General features: G+C 42.9%; 23 protein-coding genes. 6 read left to right on the forward strand and 17 right to left on the reverse strand.

Translation table 11 applies throughout. From position 1 onward, the window contains the following. The first annotated feature begins 98 nt into the window (after positions 1-98). Both HMPREF2764_RS01285 and yidC read left to right on the forward strand, forming a co-directional pair. Positions 99-377: an acylphosphatase gene (locus HMPREF2764_RS01285; RefSeq protein ID WP_070526586.1), complete on the forward strand. Its 279-nt coding sequence runs from the start codon at positions 99-101 to the stop codon at positions 375-377. Positions 378-454: 77 nt separating this feature from the next. Continuing rightward, complete coding sequence (gene yidC, locus HMPREF2764_RS01290) at positions 455-1,381, forward strand: membrane protein insertase YidC (RefSeq protein ID WP_070526589.1); 927 nt, start codon at positions 455-457, stop codon at positions 1,379-1,381. A 225-nt stretch (positions 1,382-1,606) separates the two neighbouring features. On the opposite strand, the gene pflA is transcribed toward yidC, so the two are convergent. From pflA to HMPREF2764_RS01345, 11 genes are all read right to left on the reverse strand, one after another. Further along, positions 1,607-2,401, reverse strand: coding sequence for a pyruvate formate-lyase-activating protein (pflA, locus tag HMPREF2764_RS01295; RefSeq protein ID WP_004255837.1), 795 nt, complete (start codon positions 2,399-2,401; stop codon positions 1,607-1,609). Between the two features lie 125 nt (positions 2,402-2,526). Beyond that, complete coding sequence (locus HMPREF2764_RS01300) at positions 2,527-3,777, reverse strand: diaminopimelate decarboxylase (protein ID WP_070526592.1); 1,251 nt, start codon at positions 3,775-3,777, stop codon at positions 2,527-2,529. 66 nt (positions 3,778-3,843) lie between these two features. Then, on the reverse strand, positions 3,844-4,671 hold the full coding sequence (gene purR / locus HMPREF2764_RS01305; RefSeq protein WP_004255834.1) for a pur operon repressor: 828 nt from the start codon (positions 4,669-4,671) through the stop codon (positions 3,844-3,846). A 105-nt stretch (positions 4,672-4,776) separates the two neighbouring features. Further along, a complete protein-coding gene (locus tag HMPREF2764_RS01310) occupies positions 4,777-5,718 on the reverse strand; it encodes a 3'-5' exoribonuclease YhaM family protein (protein ID WP_020903082.1) in 942 nt (313 codons plus the stop codon). Then, positions 5,708-6,964, reverse strand: coding sequence for a DNA recombination protein RmuC (gene rmuC, locus HMPREF2764_RS01315; RefSeq protein WP_049546674.1), 1,257 nt, complete (start codon positions 6,962-6,964; stop codon positions 5,708-5,710). The genes HMPREF2764_RS01310 and rmuC overlap by 11 nt, the downstream gene beginning before the upstream one ends. 1 nt (position 6,965) lies before the next feature. Next, positions 6,966-7,628 carry a thiamine diphosphokinase gene (locus tag HMPREF2764_RS01320; RefSeq protein WP_070526595.1) on the reverse strand — a complete coding sequence of 221 codons (663 nt, stop codon included), beginning with the start codon at positions 7,626-7,628 and terminating at the stop codon, positions 6,966-6,968. After that, positions 7,591-8,247, reverse strand: coding sequence for a ribulose-phosphate 3-epimerase (gene rpe / locus HMPREF2764_RS01325; protein WP_042750012.1), 657 nt, complete (start codon positions 8,245-8,247; stop codon positions 7,591-7,593). Before rpe ends, HMPREF2764_RS01320 begins: the two co-directional genes overlap by 38 nt. 10 nt (positions 8,248-8,257) lie before the next feature. After that, complete coding sequence (rsgA, locus tag HMPREF2764_RS01330; RefSeq protein WP_070526598.1) at positions 8,258-9,136, reverse strand: ribosome small subunit-dependent GTPase A; 879 nt, start codon at positions 9,134-9,136, stop codon at positions 8,258-8,260. A gap of 1 nt (position 9,137) precedes the next feature. Then, the gene (rsmA, locus tag HMPREF2764_RS01335) at positions 9,138-10,010 is read right to left on the reverse strand and encodes a 16S rRNA (adenine(1518)-N(6)/adenine(1519)-N(6))-dimethyltransferase RsmA (RefSeq protein ID WP_001216838.1); all 873 of its coding nucleotides are present in this window, start codon (positions 10,008-10,010) and stop codon (positions 9,138-9,140) included. A 64-nt stretch (positions 10,011-10,074) separates the two neighbouring features. After that, positions 10,075-10,641, reverse strand: coding sequence for a ribonuclease M5 (gene rnmV, locus HMPREF2764_RS01340; protein ID WP_070526601.1), 567 nt, complete (start codon positions 10,639-10,641; stop codon positions 10,075-10,077). Beyond that, positions 10,641-11,414 carry a TatD family hydrolase gene (locus tag HMPREF2764_RS01345; protein ID WP_070526605.1) on the reverse strand — a complete coding sequence of 258 codons (774 nt, stop codon included), beginning with the start codon at positions 11,412-11,414 and terminating at the stop codon, positions 10,641-10,643. Before HMPREF2764_RS01345 ends, rnmV begins: the two co-directional genes overlap by 1 nt. A gap of 156 nt (positions 11,415-11,570) precedes the next feature. Here HMPREF2764_RS01345 and HMPREF2764_RS01350 point away from each other — a divergent pair, with 156 nt between their 5' ends. After that, on the forward strand, positions 11,571-13,415 hold the full coding sequence (locus HMPREF2764_RS01350) for an APC family permease (protein ID WP_049516019.1): 1,845 nt from the start codon (positions 11,571-11,573) through the stop codon (positions 13,413-13,415). A gap of 90 nt (positions 13,416-13,505) precedes the next feature. On the opposite strand, the gene HMPREF2764_RS01355 is transcribed toward HMPREF2764_RS01350, so the two are convergent. The 4 genes from HMPREF2764_RS01355 to HMPREF2764_RS01370 all read right to left on the reverse strand — a co-directional run bounded on the left by HMPREF2764_RS01355 (position 13,506) and on the right by HMPREF2764_RS01370 (position 17,561). Beyond that, complete coding sequence (locus tag HMPREF2764_RS01355) at positions 13,506-15,470, reverse strand: peptide ABC transporter substrate-binding protein (RefSeq protein WP_070526608.1); 1,965 nt, start codon at positions 15,468-15,470, stop codon at positions 13,506-13,508. Between the two features lie 138 nt (positions 15,471-15,608). Next, positions 15,609-15,743: a 50S ribosomal protein L34 gene (gene rpmH / locus HMPREF2764_RS01360; RefSeq protein WP_000831905.1), complete on the reverse strand. Its 135-nt coding sequence runs from the start codon at positions 15,741-15,743 to the stop codon at positions 15,609-15,611. A 144-nt stretch (positions 15,744-15,887) separates the two neighbouring features. Then, positions 15,888-17,102 (reverse strand): pyridoxal phosphate-dependent aminotransferase, encoded by a 1,215-nt coding sequence (locus HMPREF2764_RS01365; RefSeq protein ID WP_000666455.1) that lies wholly within the window; start codon positions 17,100-17,102, stop codon positions 15,888-15,890. Between the two features lie 156 nt (positions 17,103-17,258). Beyond that, the gene (locus tag HMPREF2764_RS01370; RefSeq protein ID WP_000977176.1) at positions 17,259-17,561 is read right to left on the reverse strand and encodes a hypothetical protein; all 303 of its coding nucleotides are present in this window, start codon (positions 17,559-17,561) and stop codon (positions 17,259-17,261) included. A gap of 161 nt (positions 17,562-17,722) precedes the next feature. On the opposite strand from HMPREF2764_RS01370, the gene HMPREF2764_RS01375 reads away from it, so the two are divergent. Then, positions 17,723-18,175 (forward strand): universal stress protein, encoded by a 453-nt coding sequence (locus HMPREF2764_RS01375; RefSeq protein ID WP_000079148.1) that lies wholly within the window; start codon positions 17,723-17,725, stop codon positions 18,173-18,175. A gap of 162 nt (positions 18,176-18,337) precedes the next feature. Here the strand turns inward: HMPREF2764_RS01375 and HMPREF2764_RS01380 are convergent, their stop codons facing one another. Next, positions 18,338-19,729: a Cof-type HAD-IIB family hydrolase gene (locus HMPREF2764_RS01380; protein WP_070526611.1), complete on the reverse strand. Its 1,392-nt coding sequence runs from the start codon at positions 19,727-19,729 to the stop codon at positions 18,338-18,340. A gap of 65 nt (positions 19,730-19,794) precedes the next feature. On the opposite strand from HMPREF2764_RS01380, the gene HMPREF2764_RS01385 reads away from it, so the two are divergent. After that, positions 19,795-20,757 carry an asparaginase gene (locus tag HMPREF2764_RS01385; RefSeq protein ID WP_070526614.1) on the forward strand — a complete coding sequence of 321 codons (963 nt, stop codon included), beginning with the start codon at positions 19,795-19,797 and terminating at the stop codon, positions 20,755-20,757. A gap of 53 nt (positions 20,758-20,810) precedes the next feature. Here HMPREF2764_RS01385 and ccpA read toward each other — a convergent pair whose 3' ends face one another. Continuing rightward, entirely contained in the window at positions 20,811-21,821 is a 1,011-nt protein-coding gene (gene ccpA, locus HMPREF2764_RS01390; RefSeq protein WP_001090628.1) for a catabolite control protein A, read from the reverse strand. A 236-nt stretch (positions 21,822-22,057) separates the two neighbouring features. On the opposite strand from ccpA, the gene HMPREF2764_RS01395 reads away from it, so the two are divergent. Further along, positions 22,058-22,375, forward strand: coding sequence for a DUF960 domain-containing protein (locus HMPREF2764_RS01395; RefSeq protein WP_000886035.1), 318 nt, complete (start codon positions 22,058-22,060; stop codon positions 22,373-22,375). The last annotated feature ends 3 nt before the right edge of the window (positions 22,376-22,378 follow it).

Below are 22,378 nucleotides of genomic sequence, written 5' to 3' on the forward strand. Positions count from 1 at the left end.
TTTTTTTGGTGTAATTTCTTGGTATTTTTTACCACAGAATTGGCTTTTGAGGTTATAATAGTCATAGAAATATTATAACACAATCAAAGAGGTTTGGTATGCAAAAGGTTAGAATGATTGCCCAAGGTAGGGTACAGGGAGTCGGCTTTCGTTGGGGTGTTTACAGCCTGGCGCTTGAAATCGGTGGCATCACAGGCCGTGTCTGGAATAATGACGATGGCACAGTGGAGATCTTAGCCCAAGCAGACTCATCTGCTATCATGACGAAATTTATCCAAGAAATACGAAAAGGACCTACACCTTTTTCAAAAGTCAGCTACTTAGATGTCCAACTGAGCAACTTTCCTCCTTACCCTGACTTTAAAATCGCAAATTAGGTCTCTAGAACTATTGTATATTTTGTAAAAAAACAGTAGAATAGAAAGGTATAATTTTTAAAGAAGGAATAAAAACAGTGAAATCTATTAAACGTTTTGCACTCTCAGCTATGGGAGTGGCTATGTTACTTGTTTTGACAGGTTGCGTTCAGATTGATAAAGCAACAGGTAAGCCAATTGGTCCCGTTTGGGATTTCTTGGGTGCTCCGATGGGAGAAGCTATCAAGTACTTCGCTACTGATAAAGGTCTAGGCTTCGGTGTCGCTATCATCATCGTAACTATTATCGTTCGCTTGATTATCTTGCCACTTGGTATCTACCAATCATGGAAAGCAACTCTTCACTCTGAAAAGATGAACGCCCTCAAGCACGTCCTTGAGCCACACCAAACGCGTCTCAAAGAAGCAACTACTCAAGAAGAAAAACTCGAAGCCCAACAAGCTCTCTTTGCAGCTCAAAAAGAGCACGGCATCAGCATGTTTGGTGGTGTAGGATGTTTCCCTATCCTCCTTCAAATGCCTTTCTTCTCAGCTATCTACTTTGCTGCCCAACATACTGAAGGTGTTGCTCAAGCAAGCTACCTAGGAATTCCTCTAGGTTCTCCAAGTATGATTTTGGTTGCCTTCGCTGGTATTCTTTACTATCTTCAATCGCTCCTTTCACTTCACGGAGTAGAAGATGAAATGCAAAGAGAACAAATCAAGAAAATGATTTACATGAGCCCACTCATGATCGTCGTCTTCTCCCTTTTCTCACCAGCCAGTGTCACACTTTACTGGGTTGTCGGTGGTTTCATGATGATTCTCCAACAGTTTATCGTCAACTATATCGTTCGTCCAAAACTTCGCAAAAAAGTCCGTGAAGAACTAGCCAAGAACCCACCAAAAGCACGTGCTTTCTCTACACCAAGTGGACGAAAAGACGTTACTCCTGAACAACCAACTGCTATCACAAGCAAGAAAAAACACAAAAATCGCAACGCTGGAAAACAACGTTCGAGATAAGAAGAAAAAGGCTTAGCTGATTTGCTAAGTCTTTTTTGCAAGTCATACTCTTCGAAAATCTCTCAAACCACGTCAGCTTCGCCTTGCCGTAGATGTGTTACTGACTTCGTCAGTCTTATCTACAACCTCAAAACAGTGTTTTGAGCAGCCTGCGGCTAGTTTCCTAGTTTGCTCTTTGATTTTCATTGAGTATCAAAAGCCCGATGTTTCCATCAGGCTTCTTTTTTATCCATGTACACGTTTCATATAGTCTTGGTAACTTTCGGTATCCATGAGTTTTTTAGCGTTCTTGACGCGGTCTGCTGTTGGTGGTTTAACCCCTTCGAGCGAATAAGGAATTCCCAATTCACGCCATTTGAACTCACCCATAGTGTGATAAGGTAGAATTTCAAACTTATCAACATTTTTAAGGGTTTTGACGAACTTACCAAGTTCAATCAAGTCATCATCTCTATCTGTCAATCCTGGAACTAGCACGTGGCGAATCCAGACAGGCTTTCCAATATCTGATAGATACTGGGCACAAGCCAAGATATTTTTATTGGTTTGGCTAGTGACAATCTTGTGCTGTTCTTCGTTGATTTCCTTTATATCCAAAAGAACCAAGTCAGTGACAGCCATGAGTTTGTCAAACTTCTCAAGGTAACGTGGTTTATTACGGAAAGGAAGGGCACAGGTATCCAAGGTACAGTGGATTCCTTGTTCCTTAGCCTTGGTAAAGAGGGCAATCAAGAAATCAATCTGCAAGAGAGCTTCTCCTCCACTGACTGTAATCCCGCCCTTATTTCCCCAGAAACCACGGTAACGCAAGGCTTCAGTCAAGACATCATCTACCGTCCGTTCACGTGACTTATTGGACTCCATAGCCCAAGTGTCAGGGTTGTGGCAATACTGGCAACGCATGTGACAGCCCTGCAAAAAGACAATAAAGCGAATACCAGGGCCATCTACCGCCCCAAAACTTTCTGTCGAATGCACCATTCCTGTCACTTGTCCATAATCAATTGTTTCTTCAGACATATCGTTACCTTCCTTGAAAACGTTTTATAGTTTTATTATATCACGACTTGAAGGAAAAACAAGATTTTTGCCTATTTTTTAGAAAGCAATCTGTTTTTCAATTTCATTTTCAATTACTTATCATTTTATTCTTCAAAATCAAAACCATACAAGGTTGCAAAATAGTCCTCAGGGCGCTCTGCACGGCGGATTTGACGGGCTTTGCCTTCTTCTGTATAGAGGATTTCCGCAGAACGAAGTTTGGCATTGTACTGGTAGCCCATTGAAAATCCGTGGGCACCTGTATCATGAATGACCAGCAAATCACCGATTTCTGTATGAGGCAGTTCGCGATTCACTGCAAATTTATCATTGTTTTCACAGAGTGAACCAACCACATCTACCACTTCAGCTGGTCCATCTGGATGGGTCACGTTAGTAATATGGTGATAGGCTCCATACATAGCTGGACGCATGAGGTTGACTGCTGATGCATCCACACCTAGATAGGTACGGTAGGTTTCCTTCTTATGAGTGACTCTTGTGACCAAAGCACCGTGAGGTGCCAACATAAAACGACCCAATTCGGTGAAAATCTTAACCTGACCAAGACCTGCTGGCGTAAGGACCTCTTCATACACCTTACGAACTCCCTCACCAATCAAGGCGATATCGTTCGGCTCCTGGTCTGGACGATAGTTAACACCAATGCCGCCAGAAAGATTGATAAAGTCTAGCGAAATGCCCAACTTTTCCTTGATTTCAACAGCCAATTCAAAAAGCTGACGAGCCAACTCTGGATAATAGAGATGGGTCACGGTATTGGACGCTAGAAAGGAGTGAATCCCAAAAGTCTTAGCTCCTTTTTGCTTCAAGATAGCAAAAGCTTCAAAGAGCTGATCCTTGGTCATGCCAAACTTGGCCTCTCCAGGATTGTCCATAATGTCTGTCCCCAGTTCAAAAACGCCTCCAGGATTGTAACGACAAGAGATGATTTCTGGAATGCCTGCTGCACGCTCTAGATGTTCAATATCTTCAAAGGCATCCAAGTTAATGGTCGCACCCAATTCACGTGCATAGGCATATTCCTTAGCTGGCGTGTTGTTTGAAGAGAACATAATCTCAGAACCTGGAAAGTCCAGTTTATGACTCATCAAAAGCTCTACATAACTAGAGCAGTCCACACCACAGCCTTCCTCTTGGAGAATTTTCAAGATAGCTGGTGTTGGAGTAGCCTTAACTGCAAAATATTCCTTAAAGCCCTTGTTCCACGAAAAGGCTTGGTTGACGGCTCTTGCCTTCTCACGAATTCCCTTCTCATCATATAAGTGAAAGGGAGTCGGGAACTCGGCAACAATCTTTTCTAAGTCTTCTTTATTGATAAATGGTGTTTTCATAAGTTTCCTTCTATTCTATTTGCAAAGAAAGGCTGGGACAATCGTTCCAACCTTTAGTTCTATCTCTTATTTGTCTTCGTCAAAGATATTGCCAACCTCAACATCGATGGTTTGGTTCTTGACATCAATATTGGTTACCTTCAAGAGTGACTTGTAGTCAAACTGCTTTTCACGTTCTTCTTGGGCATTATCCGCAAAGACTGCTACACCAGCCAATTCCGAATCAAACTCACGCAAGAGACTAATCATCCCATTGACAGTTCCGCCGCCTTTCAAGAAGTCATCCACAATCAAGACACGGCTGCCTGCCTTGAGACTGCGTTTTGAAAGAAACATTTTCTCAATGCGATCTCCACTTGAACCGGATACATAGTTGACGCTGACAGTTGAACCTTCGGTAATTTTCAGGTCACGGCGCACAATAACAAAGGGAACATTGAGGACATTGGCAACTGCATTTGCAAGTGGAACACCCTTAGTAGCTACTGTCATAACCGCATCAATTTTTTGGTCCATAAAGCTCTTGGCAATAATGCGACCAATATTTTTCAAGATAGCTGGTGTACTAAGCAAATCAGACAGGTAGATATAGCCACCTGGCAAGATACGGTCACTTTCTGACAACTTAGCACGCAAGTCCTCAACCATTTCCTTGGCATCATGGCTTGAGATTGATGGTGTGAAAATGACACCACCACCAGCACCAGTTACTGTCTGGATATGACCGATTTCAATTTCCTCAAAGGCTCGTTTGATAATGACGATATCCTCTGAGATGGATGATTTAGCAGATTCATACTTTTCAGCAAAAGTATTGAGACTAGTTAGTTTATAAGGATTATTAATCAAATAGTTGGAAATGACAACCATTCGATCACTTCTTCTTAATTTCATTTCTATTTCCCATTTCATTTAATTTTGATATTTTATCTATTATACCATATTCACATAAAAAAACGAACATTCTTATCCTAAAAAATGCTCATTTTTCTTAAATTGTTAATCTAAATCTGGTTTATAGAAGGAACGATTGTCCATAGCGAAGATTTTATTGGTCATCTCTCCTTTATCTACCAAAGCAAGAGCTGTTGACATCATCATCATGCTAGCATCCAGATTGTCAATCATATGGATAATCTCTGCTTCCATAATGCGTGGACGGACTGGACTTCCATACTCAAGTAAGCCATGGTGACTAAGGATTACGTGACGAAGCAGAACGACTTCTTCCTTGGTATCATCGATGCCGAGTTCCATCACTGTCTTGGTAATTTCACTATCAATCAGAGCGATATGCCCAAGGAGATTGCCTCTAACTGTGTATTCGGTCTGGTCTGGTCCCGTCAACTCGATGACTTTAGCTAAGTCATGCAGCATAATCCCCGCATAGAGCAGGCTCTTATTGAGCTGAGGATAAACTTCGCTAATAGCATCTGCCAAACGCACCATGGTTGCAGTGTGGAAAGCCAAACCCGTTTCAAAGGCATGGTGGTTGGTCTTGGCTGCTGGATAGGAGTAAAATTCCTTATCATACTTGGTGTAGAGATTTCGGACAATCCGTTGCCAGACAGGATTTTCAATTTTAAAAATCATTTGCGACATATAGTCACGGATTTCCTTGACATCAACTGGCGACTTGACCTTGAAATCAGCTGGATCATTGGGTTCACCAGGCTGAGGCAGGCGGAGAGTAATTTGATTGACTTGAGGGGTATTGTTATAAACTTCTCGGCGTCCTTTCATGTGGACAACCTTACCTGCGGTAAAGGCCTCAACGTTATGAGGTTGGGCATCCCAGAGTTTCCCTTCAATCTCGCCACTATCATCTTGAAAGGTAAAAGCTAGGTAATTTTTCCCAGCTCGAGTTTGCCTCAGGTCAGCTGACTTGATTAGGTAAAAGCCTTCAAATAGCTCATCTTTTTTCATGTGACTAATCTTCATATTCTTCCTCATCTTCTTGGAAATGGAGTAGATCAAGCGCAGGCTCACCTTCTGATAACTCAATGTGACGGAGCGTTCGCTCGATAGCTGTAGTGCGACGATTTAATAGTTCATCAATATTGCCAGAGGCATGTTGGAGGTGTTTTTGTGCCTTGACCAGAATGCCACCAAACTTGCCAAACTCGGTCTTAACACTAGCAAGAGTCTTACTAATATGGTCAGCACTCTTTTGGATATTAAGGGTTTTGAAACCAACTGATAGGGAATTGAGAAGAGCTGATAGGGTACTTGGACCTGCGACAATAATCTGCTCTTCCCGTCTCAAGTCATCAAAGAAGACCGGATTGCGGACGATTTCTGAGTAGAGACCTTCTGTCGGAACAAACAAAACTCCAAAATTGGTAGTCCGAGGCGGTGCTATGTACTTGCTCTTGATATCCTTGGCAAAGCGTTTGACGCTGGCTAGGAGCGACTTACGACAGCGTTCGATCTCGTCCTTGTCACCCGCTTCATAGGCTTCTTCTAAGCGGTAATAATCTGCCAGTGGAAACTTGGAGTCAATCGGTAAGTAGACATATTCCTGGTCACCCTGTCCAGGCAACTTGATGGCATACTCCACTCGTTCACTAGAGTTTTCAACCGTTGCGTATTCTCGTTCGTACTGGGCAGGGGTCATGATGTCTTCGATGATTTGCCCCAGTTGCAATTCTCCCAGAATCCCTCGCGTTTTGGTTCCAGAGAGAACCTTGTTGAGGGCTCCGACATCGCGGGCAACTGTCTGCATTTCTCCAAGACCACGATTGACAGACTCCAGTTGTTTGGAAACTGTCTCGAAGGAGGCTTGTAAGCGTGTCTGCAAGGTCTTTTCTAGTTTTTCCTCGACTGTCTGGCGCATTTGTTCCAAGCGTTGCTCATTTGATTCCTGCAAGGCTTGAAGGCGTTGGTCGGTCTTATCTCTGGTTTGGAGGAGATTATCTGTCATTTCTTGACGAACTTGAGTCAGGCCTTGATGCAATTCGATTCTCACTTCTTGCAAACGGTCACTGACAGCCACTTCCAAATCTTTTTGATCTAACTGGCTGGCTTGTCTTGCTTGTTCAAAGCGGTAATCCAACTGGTCTGACAAGTGATCTGCCTGATCCTCCAAGCTCTTGCTTAGGTGTTTCTCCTGCTTATCCTGCCTTTGCCAAATCAGAAAGAGGCCAGCAAGGTTGGCAATCAATAATAGAACAAGTAAACTTTCCATCCTACCTCCTGTCCTTGCTATGCAGCACGACTACATAGCCATCTGGGCAAGTCACCGACACTTCCCTATCTATATATTCGTTAGAAGCGTACACTTTTTTAAAGAAAAAATTTTCCTCAGTCAACTCATACTTAGCACCGAGAATAGTCAGCTGGCTATCCCGAACTGGCATAAAGGCTAGATAGTCATAGTCTAAACGAGGTTCTAACTGACTGGTCCCTTCTGGACAATAGGCAATCAAATTTTGCCCATCTTCAATCGCTATCTGGCGCATATAGGGAGCCAACTTAGGATTGCTAGGTAGAAAGACGTTAGCTAGCATATGATCAATACGACCACCCAAAGCACCGAAAATAGTGACCGCAGCCTGAGGATTTTGCTCAAAGATGGTTAAGAGAGCCAGTTCCAAATCTGTATCATCTTTTTCTGGTCGGGCTTGGATAAAATGCTGGGCACGTTTTTGAATCACCTGTCGCTCTTCTTCCGTCACAGAATCAAAATCTCCGACTGCTAGAGCAAGAGGCAAATCTTCTTCCAAGACCCAGAGAGAACCTCGATCCACACCGACAAATCTATCAAAGTCCGTCCGGTAATGACCGCGGTCTCCGCCAGCAAAAACAGCAACCCTAGTCCAGTTGTTTTCTGAGAGTTTGTACTCGCTCATTGACATCTCCCTTAAAGACATAGGAACCTGCTACAAAAACAGTCGCACCAGCTTCTTTGGCCAGAGCAATAGTTTGGTCATCAATCCCGCCATCCACTTCGATTTCAAAGTTCAAGCCTTTTTCCTTACGAAGTGCAACCAACTCACGAACCTTATCCATGGTTTCTGGCAGAAAGGCTTGCCCACCAAAACCTGGATTAACCGTCATGACTAAAACTTGGTCAACTAGATGAAGGACGTGCTTGATAGCTTCAACAGGCGTACCAGGATTGATGACAACTGATGGCTTGACACCGAGTGAACGAATTTTTTGGAGGGCACCATGAATATGGGGTGTTGCTTCCACATGGATGCTGATGATATCCGCTCCCGCACGCGCAAAGTCTTCTAAATGATGCTCAGGATTAGCTACCATCAAGTGGCAGTCAAAGACCATCTTGCTATGAGGGCGAAGAGCTTCGACCACACCTGCACCAAAACTGATTTGTGGCACAAAGTGCCCATCCATGATATCGATATGGGCATATTCTGCCCCAGTTGCTTCTAGGCGTTTGATTTCACGTTCAAAGTTGGCATAATCTGCTGCCAGAATTGACGGAGCAATCTTGTATTGAGACATAGGTTTCTCCTTATTTTGGAATTTTTTTGCTGACTTTTTTATAGGTTTCTCTGCGATTTTCAATCTCACTGAGGAATTGCAGGTAGTTGTCAAAACGGAAGGTGGCAATGGCACCCTCTTCTACTGCCGGCTTCACTGCACAGGACGGCTCATGGGTATGGGTACAAGTGCGGAACTTACAGTCGCGACTGACACTAGCAATCTCCGGAAAGGCCTGGTTTAGCTCTTCAGCACTTGATACTTCATAATCTAGCGACGAAAAACCTGGTGTATCTGCGATTTTGCCACCATTGAGATTGTAAAAACTAACAGCTCGAGTAGTATGGCGACCACGGCCTAGACTATCAGAGATTTCTCCCGTCTCTAGATTGAGGTCAGGTGCAATTTTATTAAGTAGGGTTGACTTCCCAACACCTGTCTGCCCCATAAAGACTGTCACTTTGGCTGTCAACAAGGGTAAGAGTTCCTCTTTACTAGTCACAAAATCGTAACCAATAGCACGATAAGTCTTCTCGTAAAAATCCAGTTCTCCCCCATCTTCCAGTAAGTCCATCTTGGAAATATAGACGATAGGATGAATGACCTTATGCTCTAAAAGAACCAAGAAACGATCCAGCAAGTTGCTATTAAAGTCAGGTTCTTTAACGGACATAATGACAACGGCTTGGTCAATATTGACAATGGGCGGACGGACTAGGCTATTTTTCCGTTCGTGAATCTTGAGAATGTAACCTTCTGAATTTTCCTCCGCAGAGAAATCTACCCAGTCCCCAACATAGGGAGTATGCCCTTTTTTACGGAAATTCCCACGCGCGCGTGTTTGATAGACCTGGCCATCACTCTCTACATAGTAGAACCCAGCCAAGGCTTTAATGATTTGTCCCTGCATTTTAAAGTCCTTGTCCTTTAAGTGCATCTGCTAGGCTGGCAAATTCCGCCAAGCTGAGAGCTTCCCCACGCACACTTGGTGACAAGCCTGCTTGGTCCAAAGCCTTGGTCAGCTTGTCCTTGACCTCTTCAGTCTTGCCAAAGTAACCTGTCAAGTTATTCCACAAGGTCTTGCGGCGATGGGTAAAACTAGCCTTGGAAACCTTAAAGAAGAAGTTCTCATCTTCTACTGCTACAGCTGGCTCTGGACGGCGCACCATTTTCAAGATGGCTGAGTCCACGTTTGGTGCTGGCACAAAGACCGTACGAGGCACGATAAAGGCAACCTTAGCTGTCATGTAGTACTGCACAGCGATTGACAAGCTACCGTAAGCCTTGGTATTCGGTTGAGCGGAGATGCGGTCAGCTACCTCTTTTTGCATCATGACCACAAACTCACTAAAAGGAATTCCGCTCTCGATCAAGTGCATGAGAATAGGAGTTGTGATGTAGTAAGGCAGATTAGCCACTACCTTGATTGGCAGGTCAGGATTTTTAAAATTCTGGATATGTTGCGCCAAATCGACCTTGAGAATGTCCTCGTTGACTACGGTCACATTGTCAAAATCACGCAAGGTATCTGCCAAAATAGGCACCAAACGGTGGTCGATCTCAAAGGCCATAACTTCTGCTGCACGCTCAGCCAAAAACTCCGTCAAGGCACCAATCCCTGGCCCGATTTCGATGACATTAACCTGGTCATCAATCTCAGCCGTATCCACGATTTTTTGAAGAATATTGGTATCCGTCAAAAAATTTTGCCCGAAGGACTTTTTAAAGGTAAAACCGTGACGCTCCAGCACTGCCTTGGTCACGCTGTAATCTGCAATTCTCATTTATTCTCTTTTCTATTATCTGTTACTACTATTGTAACACATTCCCCTTACATTTGGGGTCTGCTTAGCTGTTCTCATAAGATTTCATAGCTTCTTCCACTTCTGCCAAGGTTATCCCAAATAACTCCAACCGCTTGAGGAGTTGCTTGCCGTTGGAATAGCCGATGCGGAGCTGTTCGCCTAGATACTCTCGGCGCCTACGACTGTCCGCTCCCGCCAAGAAACCTAGTCGAATCAAGTCACCACGACTGATGTCAAACTCGTTCTCGTTTTCAAATTGCTCTGTCACCTGAGTCAGCGCTGTTTTTAGATCTTCATAGCTGGCGTGTTCGATTCCCAGAGAACGTCCCTTGGACTTGGATTTGGGAACAGCCTCATCTCGCTTGAGAAAGGCATGCTGTACTGTTGGAATGGCCGTCATAATCATGCGACGAATCCGCTCCCCATTAAAATCTGGATCTGTAAAGACAATGACTCCATGCAGTTCATGCAGGCGCTGAATCCGCTCTATATCCTGGTCATTTATTGCAGAACCTCGTGTTTCATAGGTCTCTACATCAAAGTAACGTTTGAGATTGGCCGTATCATCGCGACCTTCAACCACGATGACTTGGGAAATTTTTTCTTTCATCACTTTCTGTCCAATCCAAAGATACGCTCTGCATTTGCAGTTGTTACTGCGGCTAACTCCTCAGTCGTCATCCCACGCAAGTCGGCGATAAAGTCCACCACATAGCGTGTGTAGGCTGTTTTGTTTTCACGGCCACGTTTAGGAACAGGAGCTAGGTAAGGGGCATCCGTCTCCACCAAAATCTTGTCCAAAGGAAGTTCTCTAGCCGCCTCTTGGATATCGGTTGCCTTCTTAAAAGTCACCACTCCTGAGAAGGAAATAGTCATACCAAGCGCGACAAACTTCTCTGCCCATTCAAGAGTCCCTGAGAAAGAATGCATGATGCCACCACGAGGACCAACTCCCTCGGTCTTGATAATCTCATAGGTATCTTCCAACGCATCACGGGTATGGACCACAAAAGGTAAATCCAAGTCCTTAGATAACTGAATCTGACGGCGAAAAACCTGCTCCTGCACTTCTTTGGACGCTGTCATCCAATGATAATCCAAACCAATCTCACCCAAGGCAACTACCTTTGGATGCTTGAGCTTGTCAAGCAAGTAGGCTTCAATCTCCTCTGTATAAGTACCAGCTTCTGTAGGATGCCAACCAATAGTTGCGTAGAGTTGGTCATACTCATCCACCAACTCCAAAGCACGCTCAATCGTCGGTTTATCAAAACCAACAATATTCATCTGTGTCACACCCATCTCAGCAGCCAAAGCAATTTCTTCTGCCTCACGACCTGCAAATTCTTCTACATTCAAGTGTGTATGTGTATCAAAAATCATCTCTTCTAACCTCGTTTTCTATCTTCTATTATACCAAAAAACTGCCCTCTCTCCTCATCTGTAAAAAATATTCTAAAATCCATCGTCGTCTCTTGACGCTATTTTTCCAAAGCAGTATAATAGCACTTATTGAAATTTTCAGAAAAGGAAAATACCATGTTTACAAAATTAAAACAGACCTTTATCGGTCGTCCTCTTAAGTCCTTAACAGAAGGCGAGGGAGGGTTGCTGGGAAAAATGCAGGCCTTAGCCATGTTGTCAAGCGACGCTCTATCTTCCATTGCCTATGGACCTGAGCAAGTAGTCCTCGTCTTGGCTAGTCTCTCTCCTCTAGCTATATGGTGGAGCCTTCCTATTGGCCTTTTTGTCCTCCTGCTTCTAGCTAGTTTAACCGTTTCCTACCGTCAAATCATCCACGCCTATCCTCAAGGAGGAGGGGCCTATATGGTTACTCGAGAAAATCTATCGCCCGAGCTAGGCTTGATTGCTGGAGGTAGTCTGCTGGTTGACTACATGCTGACTGTGGCAGTATCGGTATCATCTGGAGCTGATGCTATCACAGCAGCTCTCCCTGCCCTCCACCCTTACAACCTCCACATCTCCATTTTTCTGGTTTGCTTGCTCATGCTTTTGAACTTACGGGGGTTGAAAGAATCTGCCAGTTCACTGATGATTCCTGTCTATCTCTTTATCATCAGTACTGTCTTTCTCTTGCTCTATGGAATCTTTCAACTAGCGACAGGTTCTCTCAGCTATCAGGCGACTTCTCCTATCGGACATGCTGTACCGAATCTGTCTATCGTTCTCATTCTAAGAGCTTTTACCAGCGGATCTGCCTCTCTGACAGGGGTTGAAGCTATTTCAAATGCCGTTCCCTTTTTCAAGGCTCCAAAAGAAAAGAATGCCGCTCAGACCTTGACCATCATGTCACTGATTTTAGGTTTTCTTTTTGCTGGTATCACCTTCCTAAACTACTGGATGGGGATTATGCCTCAACACGGAGAAACTATTCTTTCACAAATGGCTCAAGGCATCCTTGGTAATTCCTTCTTGGGTCACCTTTGCTATTATATCTTCCAATTCTCCACAGCCTTGATTTTAGCCGTAGCTGCAAATACTGGCTTTTCGGCCTTCCCTATGCTGGCTTACAATATGGCTAAAAACAAGTACATGCCCCATCTCTTTATGGAAAAAGGAGACCGGCTAGGCTACTCTAATGGAATTTTAACTCTGGCTTTTGGGGCTATGATTCTTCTTCTCATTTTTAATGGCAATACCGAACGTTTGATTCCCCTTTATACTATCGGTGTCTTCGTGCCCTTTGCCCTTTCTCAGACTGGGATGATTCGTCATTGGAAAAAAGAAAAGGGGACAAATTTTTTAAAACCTGCCCTTACCAATATCCTTGGAGCTATCATTTGCTACGCTATCGTGTTGATCCTGCTCTTTTTCCGTCTCAGTGATATCTGGCCTTTCTTCCCGATTATTCTCGTACTCACTCTACTCTTCTTGGCAATTCACAGTCATTACCAAAAAGTAGCCCAACAACTGCGTCTCTATGAAGGCATCGAAAAACGTACCTACGATGGCAATCTAGTTCTCGTCCTAGTAGGAAATGTTACCCGCGTCAGCGTTGGAGCCATTAACTATGCCCAAAGTATCGGAGATGAAGTCCTAGCCATGCACATTTCTACTAAGGAAACAGCAGAGAAAGACCAAGAAATTCTCCAAGAATTTGCCGATCACTTCCCAACCATTACTCTGAAGAACATCAAGACCAGCTACCGCGACATCATCACGCCTACTGTCAAGTATGTCAAACGGATCTCTGAGGATGCCCAGAAAAAGAACTATACAGTCACTGTTCTGGTACCCCAGTTTATCCCTAATAAACCTTGGCAAAATATCCTGCACAATCAGATGAGTCTTAAACTCAAATACGCCCTTCGTTGGCACCAAGACGTCGTTGTCGCTAGCTACTCTTATCACTTAAAAGAATAAATAAAAGGCCCTACCAGAACCAAGAAGCTCTGGTAAGGCCTTTTTCTGAATCCAGTCACTATGCTTAACTGAAAAGCATGACTAGGAATACTATTGAATGTGGTTAGCTAAATCTTCCTGAGCTTTTTTATTTGACTCAGCTTTTTCTTTCAGCCATTTTTCATAGAGTTCTTGGTACTGTTTAGCGGTTACTGGCTCTTTTTGCAATTCAACATATTTGTAGTTGTCCGCATTTCCCTTATGACCAACAAATGAGAATGGTCCTGTAAACGGTACAGTCTTACGGAAGATTGGGTTAGCTCCACCACTTTGAACTGGTAGGAAGAGGGCACTATCTGTCAACCAAGCTTGAGCTTCAGCATATTTTTCATAGCGAGCTTGAGTATCTGTGATTTCCGCATCAGCCTGATCCAAGAGTTTCTTGTAGTCAGAAAGACCAATCTTGTCCTTGACTTCCTTGTCTTTTCCTTCAGACAAGCCCATGTTTTTCAACTGAGAACCTGTCTCTGGATCAAGAATAGCTAGGTAAGTCTTAGGATCTGAGTAGTCTCCACCCCATCCTGATATGTCAATATCATAGTCTTTTTGTTCTGCTGTATCTGCAAAGTAGGTTGCTTGGTCTTTTTCATCTGGAGAAAGTTGGATAACATCGATAACTACATTCTCCTTACCAAGGTTTTCTTCCACTGTTTGTTTGAAAGATCCAGCTTGTTGCACATCCAACTTAGCAGTCTGGTCAACTGGCATATCCAAATGAATTGGGAAAGTTACTCCCTGTGCTTGCAGACTTTCTTTGGCCTTGGCAAACTTCTCTTTGGCCTTTTCAGGATTCAAGAAGGCTTGCTTACCATCGTTTAGATTGATATTTGCCCAATCTTTACCATAGTTGACAATTTTCTCATTAACAACATCACCGAAGTTCTTATCACCAACTTGGACAAAGTCACTTGGTGTAACCGTATTACGCAAGATACGGTCTGCTCCTTCTTCACCATTTGTCTGTGCTGCATAAGCATGACGGTCAAAGGCAAAGTTGATAGCCTGACGGAAATCTTTATTTTGCATAGCTGCGCGTGAATCTGTCTTTTCCTTATCAGACTGTTTCATAGTTTGCTTGTAGCTTTGACGATTCACGTTGAAAAGATAGTAGAAAGTAACTGAGTTTTGTGGTGTATAGGTAATCTTGTCCTCATTTCCCTTCTTGAGTTCAGCAAAGACTGAACTTGTTGGGAAGATACGGCCATCTGTATAGTTACCATCCAAGAAACCTCTAGCAATGCTGTCTTGGTCAGAACCGTCAAAGAAAGAGAGTTTCACTTTCTCGATTTTAACATTGTCCTTATCCCAGTAATTAGGATTTTTATCAAGTTCAATCAAAGATTTGGATGAGAAAGATTTAAACAAGTAAGGACCATTTGACAAGATACTTGATGGTGTTACGCTTCCAAAGTCATCTCCTTTAGACTTCAAGAAGGCTTCATTTACAGGATTAAGGATACTTGCTGTTGTTTTAGAGTTCCAATAAGTCTCAGGTTGGTTGAGAGTGTATTGTAGAGTGTAATCATCCACTGCCTTAACACCAACAGTTCCAAAATCAGATGATTTCCCTTCAACATAGTCTGCTAGTCCCTTGATAGAGTCTTGTACCAAGTACAAGTTTTCAGCCTTTTTATCAGCCGCATACTTGAGACCAGTCACAAAGTCATGAGCTGTTACGTCCGCATACTCTTCTCCTTCAGAAGTGTACCATTTAGCTCCCTGACGGATCTTATAAGTGTAAGTCAAGCCATCTTTTGACACTGTCCATGACTCAGCCATAGAGGGGATGAGATTGCCATACTGGTCATTTTCCAACAACCCATCAATCAAGTTGGTTGTGATACTAGATGTAGAGTCTCGTGTAGAGGTAATGTAATCCAAGGTATCAGGGTTACTGACAAAGATATAAGAGTATGTCTTGTCTGCATTGCTTGATTGGGAAGACCCACATGCCGCTAGAGCTAGACCTGCTGTCAAAGCCATAGCTCCAAAAAGCATAACTTTTGATTTCTTCATGATTATTCTCCATTTTTTACAGTATGTGAAATATTATACACTATTTGAGCAAAAATATAAAGCCTTTTTGAACTTTTTTACAAAAATAAAAATCAGTAGACTCGAGTTCCTACTGATTTTTGTTATGGTTCGTTTGGATTATGCAGCCAAAACTTTGCGTCCTTTACGACGACGAGCTGCCAATACGCGACGACCGTTTTTAGTTGACATACGGTTACGGAATCCGTGTTTGCGCGCACGACGAAGTTTACTTGGTTGATAAGTACGTTTCACGATGAATACCTCCTCATAGATTTTGTATTCGTTTAGCCGGCTATAAAGTGATCAGTTACTAAACATACTTTACTATTCTATCTGATTCTTTCACTTTTGTCAATAGCTCAAGGCAAATGTTTCCAGCTTTTTCGAATGTAAGCCCTATCTACGATACTGTTTTAAGAATCGAGTCATCTTTTCTTGGATTTGGGCTAGTTCATCAACACGCGGAAGATAAACGATACGGAAGTGGTCTGGTTCCTGCCAGTTAAAGCCTCGACCATGAACCAAGAGAACCTTTTCCTGCTTCAAGAAATCAAGGACAAACTGTTCATCATCATCGATACGGTACATATTGCGGTCGATTTTAGGGAAGATATAGAGTCCAGCTTTAGGTTTAACCGCAGACAAACCTGGAATATCTTGAATGGCATTGTAAATGAAATTTCTTTGCTCGTAAATTCGTCCACCAGGAAGGAGCAATTCATCAACTGATTGGTGACCACCCAAGGAAGTTTGTACGACTTGTTGGGCCAAAACGTTAGAGCAAAGGCGCATATTGGATAGCATATTGAGCCCTTCGATATAGCCTTTAACGTGTGTCTTAGGTCCAGACAAGACCATCCAACCCACACGGAAACCAGCAATACGGTGGGATTTTGACAGGCCATTCATGCTGACACAGAAAACATCTGGTGCCAGGCTCGCCACAGGCGTATGCACATGTCCATCCATTACCATGCGGTCGTAAATTTCATCCGCAAAGATAATCAAATCATTCTGACGGGCAATCTCAATAATCTCCAGCAAAAGTTCCTTAGGATAAAGGGCTCCAGTTGGGTTGTTTGGATTGATAAGGACGATTGCCTTGGTATTGGACGTGATTTTTGACTTGATATCGTCAATATCAGGATACCATTCTGCAGCTTCATCACAGATATAGTGAACGGCATTTCCTCCAGCTAGACTGACAGCGGCCGTCCATAGAGGATAGTCTGGCATAGGCACCAAGACCTCGTCTCCATTATCTAAAAGCCCCTGCATGGACATGACAATCAACTCACTGACGCCATTTCCAAGGTAAATATCATCAATATCGACATTGGGGAATTTCTTCAACTGGCAATACTGCATGATGGCCTTACGGGCTGAGAAAATCCCTTTTGAGTCAGAATATCCTTCACTATCACGCGCATTCATAATCAAGTCATGAATGACCTCATCTGGCGCTGTAAAGCCAAATTCTGCTGGATTTCCGGTATTTAGACGTAAAATCTTTTCTCCGTTTGCTCGCATCCGCATAGCTTCTTCCAAAACAGGACCACGGATATCATAAGCAACATGCTCTAACTTACTAGACTTGTTATATTCTTTCATCTTGTTTCCTCAATTCATCAGGATAGTAACATTATACCACTAGAAAGAGAATGGGACAAGTTTACTGAAATGTGTTACTAGTTTTGCATAGAAGAAAAACCTCGCTAAAAGCGAGGTCGAAACAATGGTGATAGCAGGTATTTTGCGAAAGTCACATCACATACCAAAAGATAAACCTAGAAAAAGCAAGCCTAAAAAGGAGTCATAAAGAAGATTGAACATGAGGAAAAGTCCCCATATCATCAAGTAATCCCAACGCCCACTTCGTTTAGCGACTAGGAATAATACCAAATGGTAGAGTAAATGAAAGACTAAAAAGCCAACAAAACCTGGATAGAGAAGCGGAATTAGCTTCTCTAATTGCCAGATCATGATAACTTCTAGCAAGACTGAAACTAGGATGATTCCATAATAAAGGAAATTTGAATTTTTTGTTTCTTGAAAAGCGTTTTTCATCATTCTCCCTCCCTTCACTTCTTTCCTGCTATCCTTTCTTTTATTTTATCATATATTTATATAGATTTTAATCGCTAACATTCTTTTGAAAAATACTTTTTTTGCTTTACTTCTATAGTGAAAAGGTTTACAATTATAGTAAGAAAATTTCAGGAGGTTTCATTATGGCACAACGTTACCAAAATATCATGGTCGCAATCGATGGTTCTAAAGAAGCAGACTTGGCTTTTGTCAAGGGAGTTCATTCTGCTCTACGAAACGACGCTAAACTCACCATCGCACATGTCATTGACACACGCGCACTCCAAAGCGTATCCACCTTTGATGCTGAAGTTTACGAAGAACTCCAAGTCGACGCTGAAAGTTTGATGAAAGAGTACGAAAAACGTGCTAAAGATGCTGGTGTGGCAGATGTTCATATCGTCATTGAAATGGGAAATCCAAAAACTCTACTGGCACGTACTATTCCCGATGCTGAGGAAGTGGACCTCATCCTCGTTGGCGCAACTGGTCTCAACGCCTTTGAACGCCTCTTGGTCGGTTCTTCATCTGAATACATCCTCCGCCATGCTAAGGTTGATTTGCTGGTTGTGAGAGAACAAGAAAAAACCTTATAATCACAAAGAAAAGGAGCTCAGCGCTCCTTTTTGTTTACTATTTATACTAACGTCAACGTCGCCTTGCCGTATATATGTTACTGACTTCGTCAGTTCTATCTACAACCTCAAAACAGTGTTTTGAGCAGCCTGCGGCTAGTTTCCTAGTTTGCTCTTTGATTTTCATTGAGTATTATTTCTCTCTTTATGGCGTTCATAAGCCTTGAGCTGGCGCTGCAGTTCCTTTTTAATAGCAGGTTCTGGAGCATATTTTTCTTCCCAATTATCTGGTTTTAAGATTTTATGGGTCACTGGATCAAAATGAGCCTTGCCATCTGGAAAAATTTTCCCCATATTGGCCTGATGGACGATATCAAAAATACGTTCTGGGTCCACCCCCATCAAAACAAAGCTACCATAGGTAAAATAAAGCGTGTCAATCAGGGCATCCACCTGCCCTACCAAATCTTGCTGGGCAGGTGTCTTCTTGGCTACTTTCTCTGCTGCCTTATCAAGAGCCTGATGAAGTTGCGATAGAGCTTGACCAAAGTCCTCTTCAGAAGGACTGGCAGCTCGAACAAACTCCACCAATTCTTCTATTTTAAAGCCAGCCCTGTGGGTTGCACCTTCTAAATCCCAAGCTCGAGGTTCTTCTTGGGTTCGTTCATCCATCATGTGGTGGAAGGTCTTGACCTTATTGAAATGATAGTCACGGCTGACAAAGACTTTTTCTGAAGCCAAAACACCAAAATGTTCCAAGGCCTTGTGGATTCCGTCTTGCTGATTGCTGGTGGTGATGTGTTTGGCAACTTCCTTGACACTGCTACTACCATTTCCCATAGCAACTGACATACCGACACCAGCCAGCATTTCAAGGTCGTTATCCGAATCACCAAAGGCCATCACTTGGTTGAGGTCAAAACCATATTCTTTCCCAACTCGTCGAATGCCTTCCAATTTAGAATTTCCTTGATTGATGACATCCGCTGCAAAAGGATTGCTACGTGTCAATTTCAAGTCTTCAAAATCAGCTGCTGCCTTCTCAGATTCTTCTGGCGTCATCAGCATCAAGACTTGGTAGATAGGCTGATTCATTAGATCAAGCAGGTCTTCTTCCTTTTGGGGAACAACCTTGCTGACCATACGATTAAAGGAATAACTCACTGTCCGAGTTAAAACAGAGGGAACGAAGCGACTGATTCGTTGGGAAAAAGAACCCAGACCAAAGGACATGATTTTAGAACCCAGCATAGCATCCTTGGTCCCTAGGGCAATCTCCTTGCCCTCTTTTTTAGCATACGTAATGAGCTGGCGCAAATGTAACTTGGAAATTGGGCTCGTGAACAAGACTCTGTCTTTAGTAAAGATATACTGGCCATTGTAGGTTACCGCAAAGTCCAGATCCAAATCGTCCATCAATTCCTTAACAAAAAAAGGTCCTCGCCCTGTCGCTACACCAACTAGCACCCCTTGTTCTTTGACAATCTTAATCGCGTCCTTAGTGGATTTCAAAACACTCTTGCGATCGTTAACCAAGGTTCCATCGATATCAAAAAAAACAGCTTTGACTTCCATCCTATCCCAATCTCCCCTTTTGTGATACAATGATTATACCACATTTCAGAAAGAGTGAGTAAATCATGCCTAAGAAAATCCTTGTTTTACATACGGGTGGAACTATTTCCATGCAAGCCGATGCTTCTGGCGCTGTTGTGACGAGTTCAGATAATCCCATGAACCATGTGTCCAATCCTCTTGAAGGAATCCAAGTCCACGCCTTGGACTTTTTTAACCTGCCAAGCCCCCATATCAAACCCAAGCATATGCTGGCCCTCTACCAAAAAATCAAAGATGAAGCAGATAACTACGATGGAGTGGTGATCACACACGGGACCGATACTTTAGAGGAAACAGCTTATTTCCTTGATACCATGGAAGTTCCCCATATGCCTATCGTTCTAACAGGTGCCATGCGCAGCTCCAACGAACTCGGTAGTGACGGTGTTTATAATTATCTGAGCGCTTTACGAGTGGCTAGCGATGACAGAGCTGCTGACAAAGGAGTTTTGGTCGTTATGAACGATGAAATCCACGCTGCCAAGTATGTTACCAAAACGCATACAACCAACGTCAGCACCTTCCAGACTCCAACACACGGGCCACTTGGTCTGATTATGAAACACGAAATCCTCTACTTTAAAACAGCTGAACCTCGTGTTCGCTTTGACCTTGATCACATACAAGGTTTAGTCCCTATTATCTCGGCTTATGCTGGTATGACAGATGAGCTGATTGATATGCTGGATTTGGAACAATTGGACGGTTTGATTATCCAAGCCTTCGGAGCTGGTAATATTCCCAAAGAAACGGCTCAAAAATTAGAAAGCCTTCTACAAAAAGGAATCCCAATCGCCCTGGTTTCACGTTGCTTTAACGGTATTGCCGAGCCTGTTTATGCCTACCAGGGTGGAGGCGTACAGTTGCAAAAATCTGGTGTCTTCTTTGTTAAAGAACTCAACGCCCAAAAAGCCCGCTTGAAACTCCTCATTGCCCTCAATGCCGGACTAAAAGGGCGAGCTTTGAAAGACTATATGGAAGGCTAAGTCTCTTCTCCAGAAAGCAAAATCAGGAAATCTGCACGATTCCCTGATTTTTTCTATTTCCGTTTTCGTGTCGAACGACGTTCTGTCAAACCATGAGGTAAGAGAACTTCACGTTCTTCCAACTCTTCCTTGTGCATAATCTTAGTCAACATACGCATACTAATGGCACCAAGGTCATAAAGAGGTTGGGCAATAGTTGTCAAGTTTGGACGGGTAAAACGTGAGACTTGCGAATCATCACTAGTAATGATTTCAAACTCTTCTGGTACTGACACACCCTTATCAGCAAGGCCGTTCAAGACACCTGCTGCCAACTCATCACCTGTTACAACTGCTGCAGTTGCATTTGATGAAATCAAGCGTTCTGCCAAGGCATAGCCGTCTTCATAAGTGTATTTAGATTCAAATACCAATCCTTCGCTATAAGAAATCCCTGCTTTTTTCAAGGCTTCCTTGTAGCCAACCAAACGAACCTTACCATTGATGTCATCCACTAATGGACCGCTTACGAAAGCAATACGCTCATTTTCTTTAGCAAGGTAGGTCACTGCATCAATCGTAGCTTGTTTGTAGTCAATATTGACACTTGGAAGCTGATGTTCCACATCCACAGTACCTGCAAGAACAACTGGTGTCCGAGAACGAGAAAACTCTGAACGAATTTTTTCAGTCAAGTGGTAGCCCATAAAGATGATACCATCTACTTGCTTAGAAAACAATGTATTGACAACTGAAACTTCCTTATCATCATCCTCATCACTATTAGCAAGGACGATATTATACTTGTACATTTCAGCAATATCATCAATCCCTTTGGCAAGCGTTGAGAAATAACCATTGGTAATATTGGGGATCACGACTCCGACAGTGGTTGTCTTTTTACTTGCAAGACCACGCGCCACTGCATTTGGACGGTAATCCAAACGATCAATCACCTCAAGCACTTTTTTACGGGTGTTCTCTTTTACATTCTTATTGCCATTGACTACACGGCTAACCGTCGCCATTGAAACTCCTGCTTCACGGGCGACATCATAAATCGTTACTGTATCGTCTGTATTCATTCCATTTCCTTTCTATATCATACCTCACGAGACTCCAAAAAAGAGACGGTATGAAAATTTCGTTTTCATGATTCCACTTATTCCATTTTATCACTATTTGTAAACACTTTCAAGCGTTTTTTGAAGATTATTTGAAAAAATTTCATAGGAAGCTATGTTTATGAAGAAAAAATCACCTTTTCTTGATTTTTAATCCTATTTGCTGTATGATAAGGGAAAAGAAAGGGGGAAGAAATATGGCTTTTACCAATACCCACATGCGGTCAGCTAGTTTTGGCATTGTTACCAGCTTGCCTGATGACGTTATTGACTCATTTTGGTATATCATCGACCATTTCTTAAAAAATGTCTTTGAATTGGAAGAAGAACTCGAGTTTCAATTGCTCAATAACCAAGGAAAAATTACCTTCCACTTTTCAAGTCAACACCTCCCTACAGCCATTGATTTTGACTTTAACCATCCCTTTGACCCTCTTTATCCCCCGAGAGTACTGGTTTTAGATATGGACGGTAGAGAAACTATCCTCCTCCCAGAAGAAAATGACCTATTTTAAAAA

This window comes from Streptococcus sp. HMSC073F11 (assembly GCF_001810785.1).
Classification (GTDB): Bacteria; Bacillota; Bacilli; order Lactobacillales; family Streptococcaceae; genus Streptococcus.

Excerpts from the sequence above, each read along its gene's own strand:
- HMPREF2764_RS01285 (WP_070526586.1), top strand. The coding sequence starts at position 99 with ATGCAAAAGGTTAGAATGATTGCCCAAGGTAGGGTACAGGGAGTCGGC.
- purR (WP_004255834.1), bottom strand. The coding sequence starts at position 4,671 with ATGAAATTAAGAAGAAGTGATCGAATGGTTGTCATTTCCAACTATTTG.
- HMPREF2764_RS01300 (WP_070526592.1), bottom strand. The coding sequence starts at position 3,777 with ATGAAAACACCATTTATCAATAAAGAAGACTTAGAAAAGATTGTTGCC.
- HMPREF2764_RS01370 (WP_000977176.1), bottom strand. The coding sequence starts at position 17,561 with ATGATGAAAAACGCTTTTCAAGAAACAAAAAATTCAAATTTCCTTTAT.
- HMPREF2764_RS01345 (WP_070526605.1), bottom strand. The coding sequence starts at position 11,414 with ATGATTTTTGATACACATACACACTTGAATGTAGAAGAATTTGCAGGT.
- rsgA (WP_070526598.1), bottom strand. The coding sequence starts at position 9,136 with ATGCAGGGACAAATCATTAAAGCCTTGGCTGGGTTCTACTATGTAGAG.
- pflA (WP_004255837.1), bottom strand. The coding sequence starts at position 2,401 with ATGTCTGAAGAAACAATTGATTATGGACAAGTGACAGGAATGGTGCAT.
- rsmA (WP_001216838.1), bottom strand. The coding sequence starts at position 10,010 with ATGAGAATTGCAGATTACAGCGTGACCAAGGCAGTGCTGGAGCGTCAC.
- HMPREF2764_RS01320 (WP_070526595.1), bottom strand. The coding sequence starts at position 7,628 with ATGAGCGAGTACAAACTCTCAGAAAACAACTGGACTAGGGTTGCTGTT.
- HMPREF2764_RS01385 (WP_070526614.1), top strand. The coding sequence starts at position 19,795 with ATGCCTAAGAAAATCCTTGTTTTACATACGGGTGGAACTATTTCCATG.
- ccpA (WP_001090628.1), bottom strand. The coding sequence starts at position 21,821 with ATGAATACAGACGATACAGTAACGATTTATGATGTCGCCCGTGAAGCA.
- HMPREF2764_RS01355 (WP_070526608.1), bottom strand. The coding sequence starts at position 15,470 with ATGAAGAAATCAAAAGTTATGCTTTTTGGAGCTATGGCTTTGACAGCA.
- HMPREF2764_RS01375 (WP_000079148.1), top strand. The coding sequence starts at position 17,723 with ATGGCACAACGTTACCAAAATATCATGGTCGCAATCGATGGTTCTAAA.
- rmuC (WP_049546674.1), bottom strand. The coding sequence starts at position 6,964 with ATGGAAAGTTTACTTGTTCTATTATTGATTGCCAACCTTGCTGGCCTC.
- HMPREF2764_RS01310 (WP_020903082.1), bottom strand. The coding sequence starts at position 5,718 with ATGAAGATTAGTCACATGAAAAAAGATGAGCTATTTGAAGGCTTTTAC.
- HMPREF2764_RS01395 (WP_000886035.1), top strand. The coding sequence starts at position 22,058 with ATGGCTTTTACCAATACCCACATGCGGTCAGCTAGTTTTGGCATTGTT.
- rpe (WP_042750012.1), bottom strand. The coding sequence starts at position 8,247 with ATGTCTCAATACAAGATTGCTCCGTCAATTCTGGCAGCAGATTATGCC.
- HMPREF2764_RS01380 (WP_070526611.1), bottom strand. The coding sequence starts at position 19,729 with ATGGAAGTCAAAGCTGTTTTTTTTGATATCGATGGAACCTTGGTTAAC.
- rnmV (WP_070526601.1), bottom strand. The coding sequence starts at position 10,641 with ATGAAAGAAAAAATTTCCCAAGTCATCGTGGTTGAAGGTCGCGATGAT.
- HMPREF2764_RS01365 (WP_000666455.1), bottom strand. The coding sequence starts at position 17,102 with ATGAAAGAATATAACAAGTCTAGTAAGTTAGAGCATGTTGCTTATGAT.
- HMPREF2764_RS01350 (WP_049516019.1), top strand. The coding sequence starts at position 11,571 with ATGTTTACAAAATTAAAACAGACCTTTATCGGTCGTCCTCTTAAGTCC.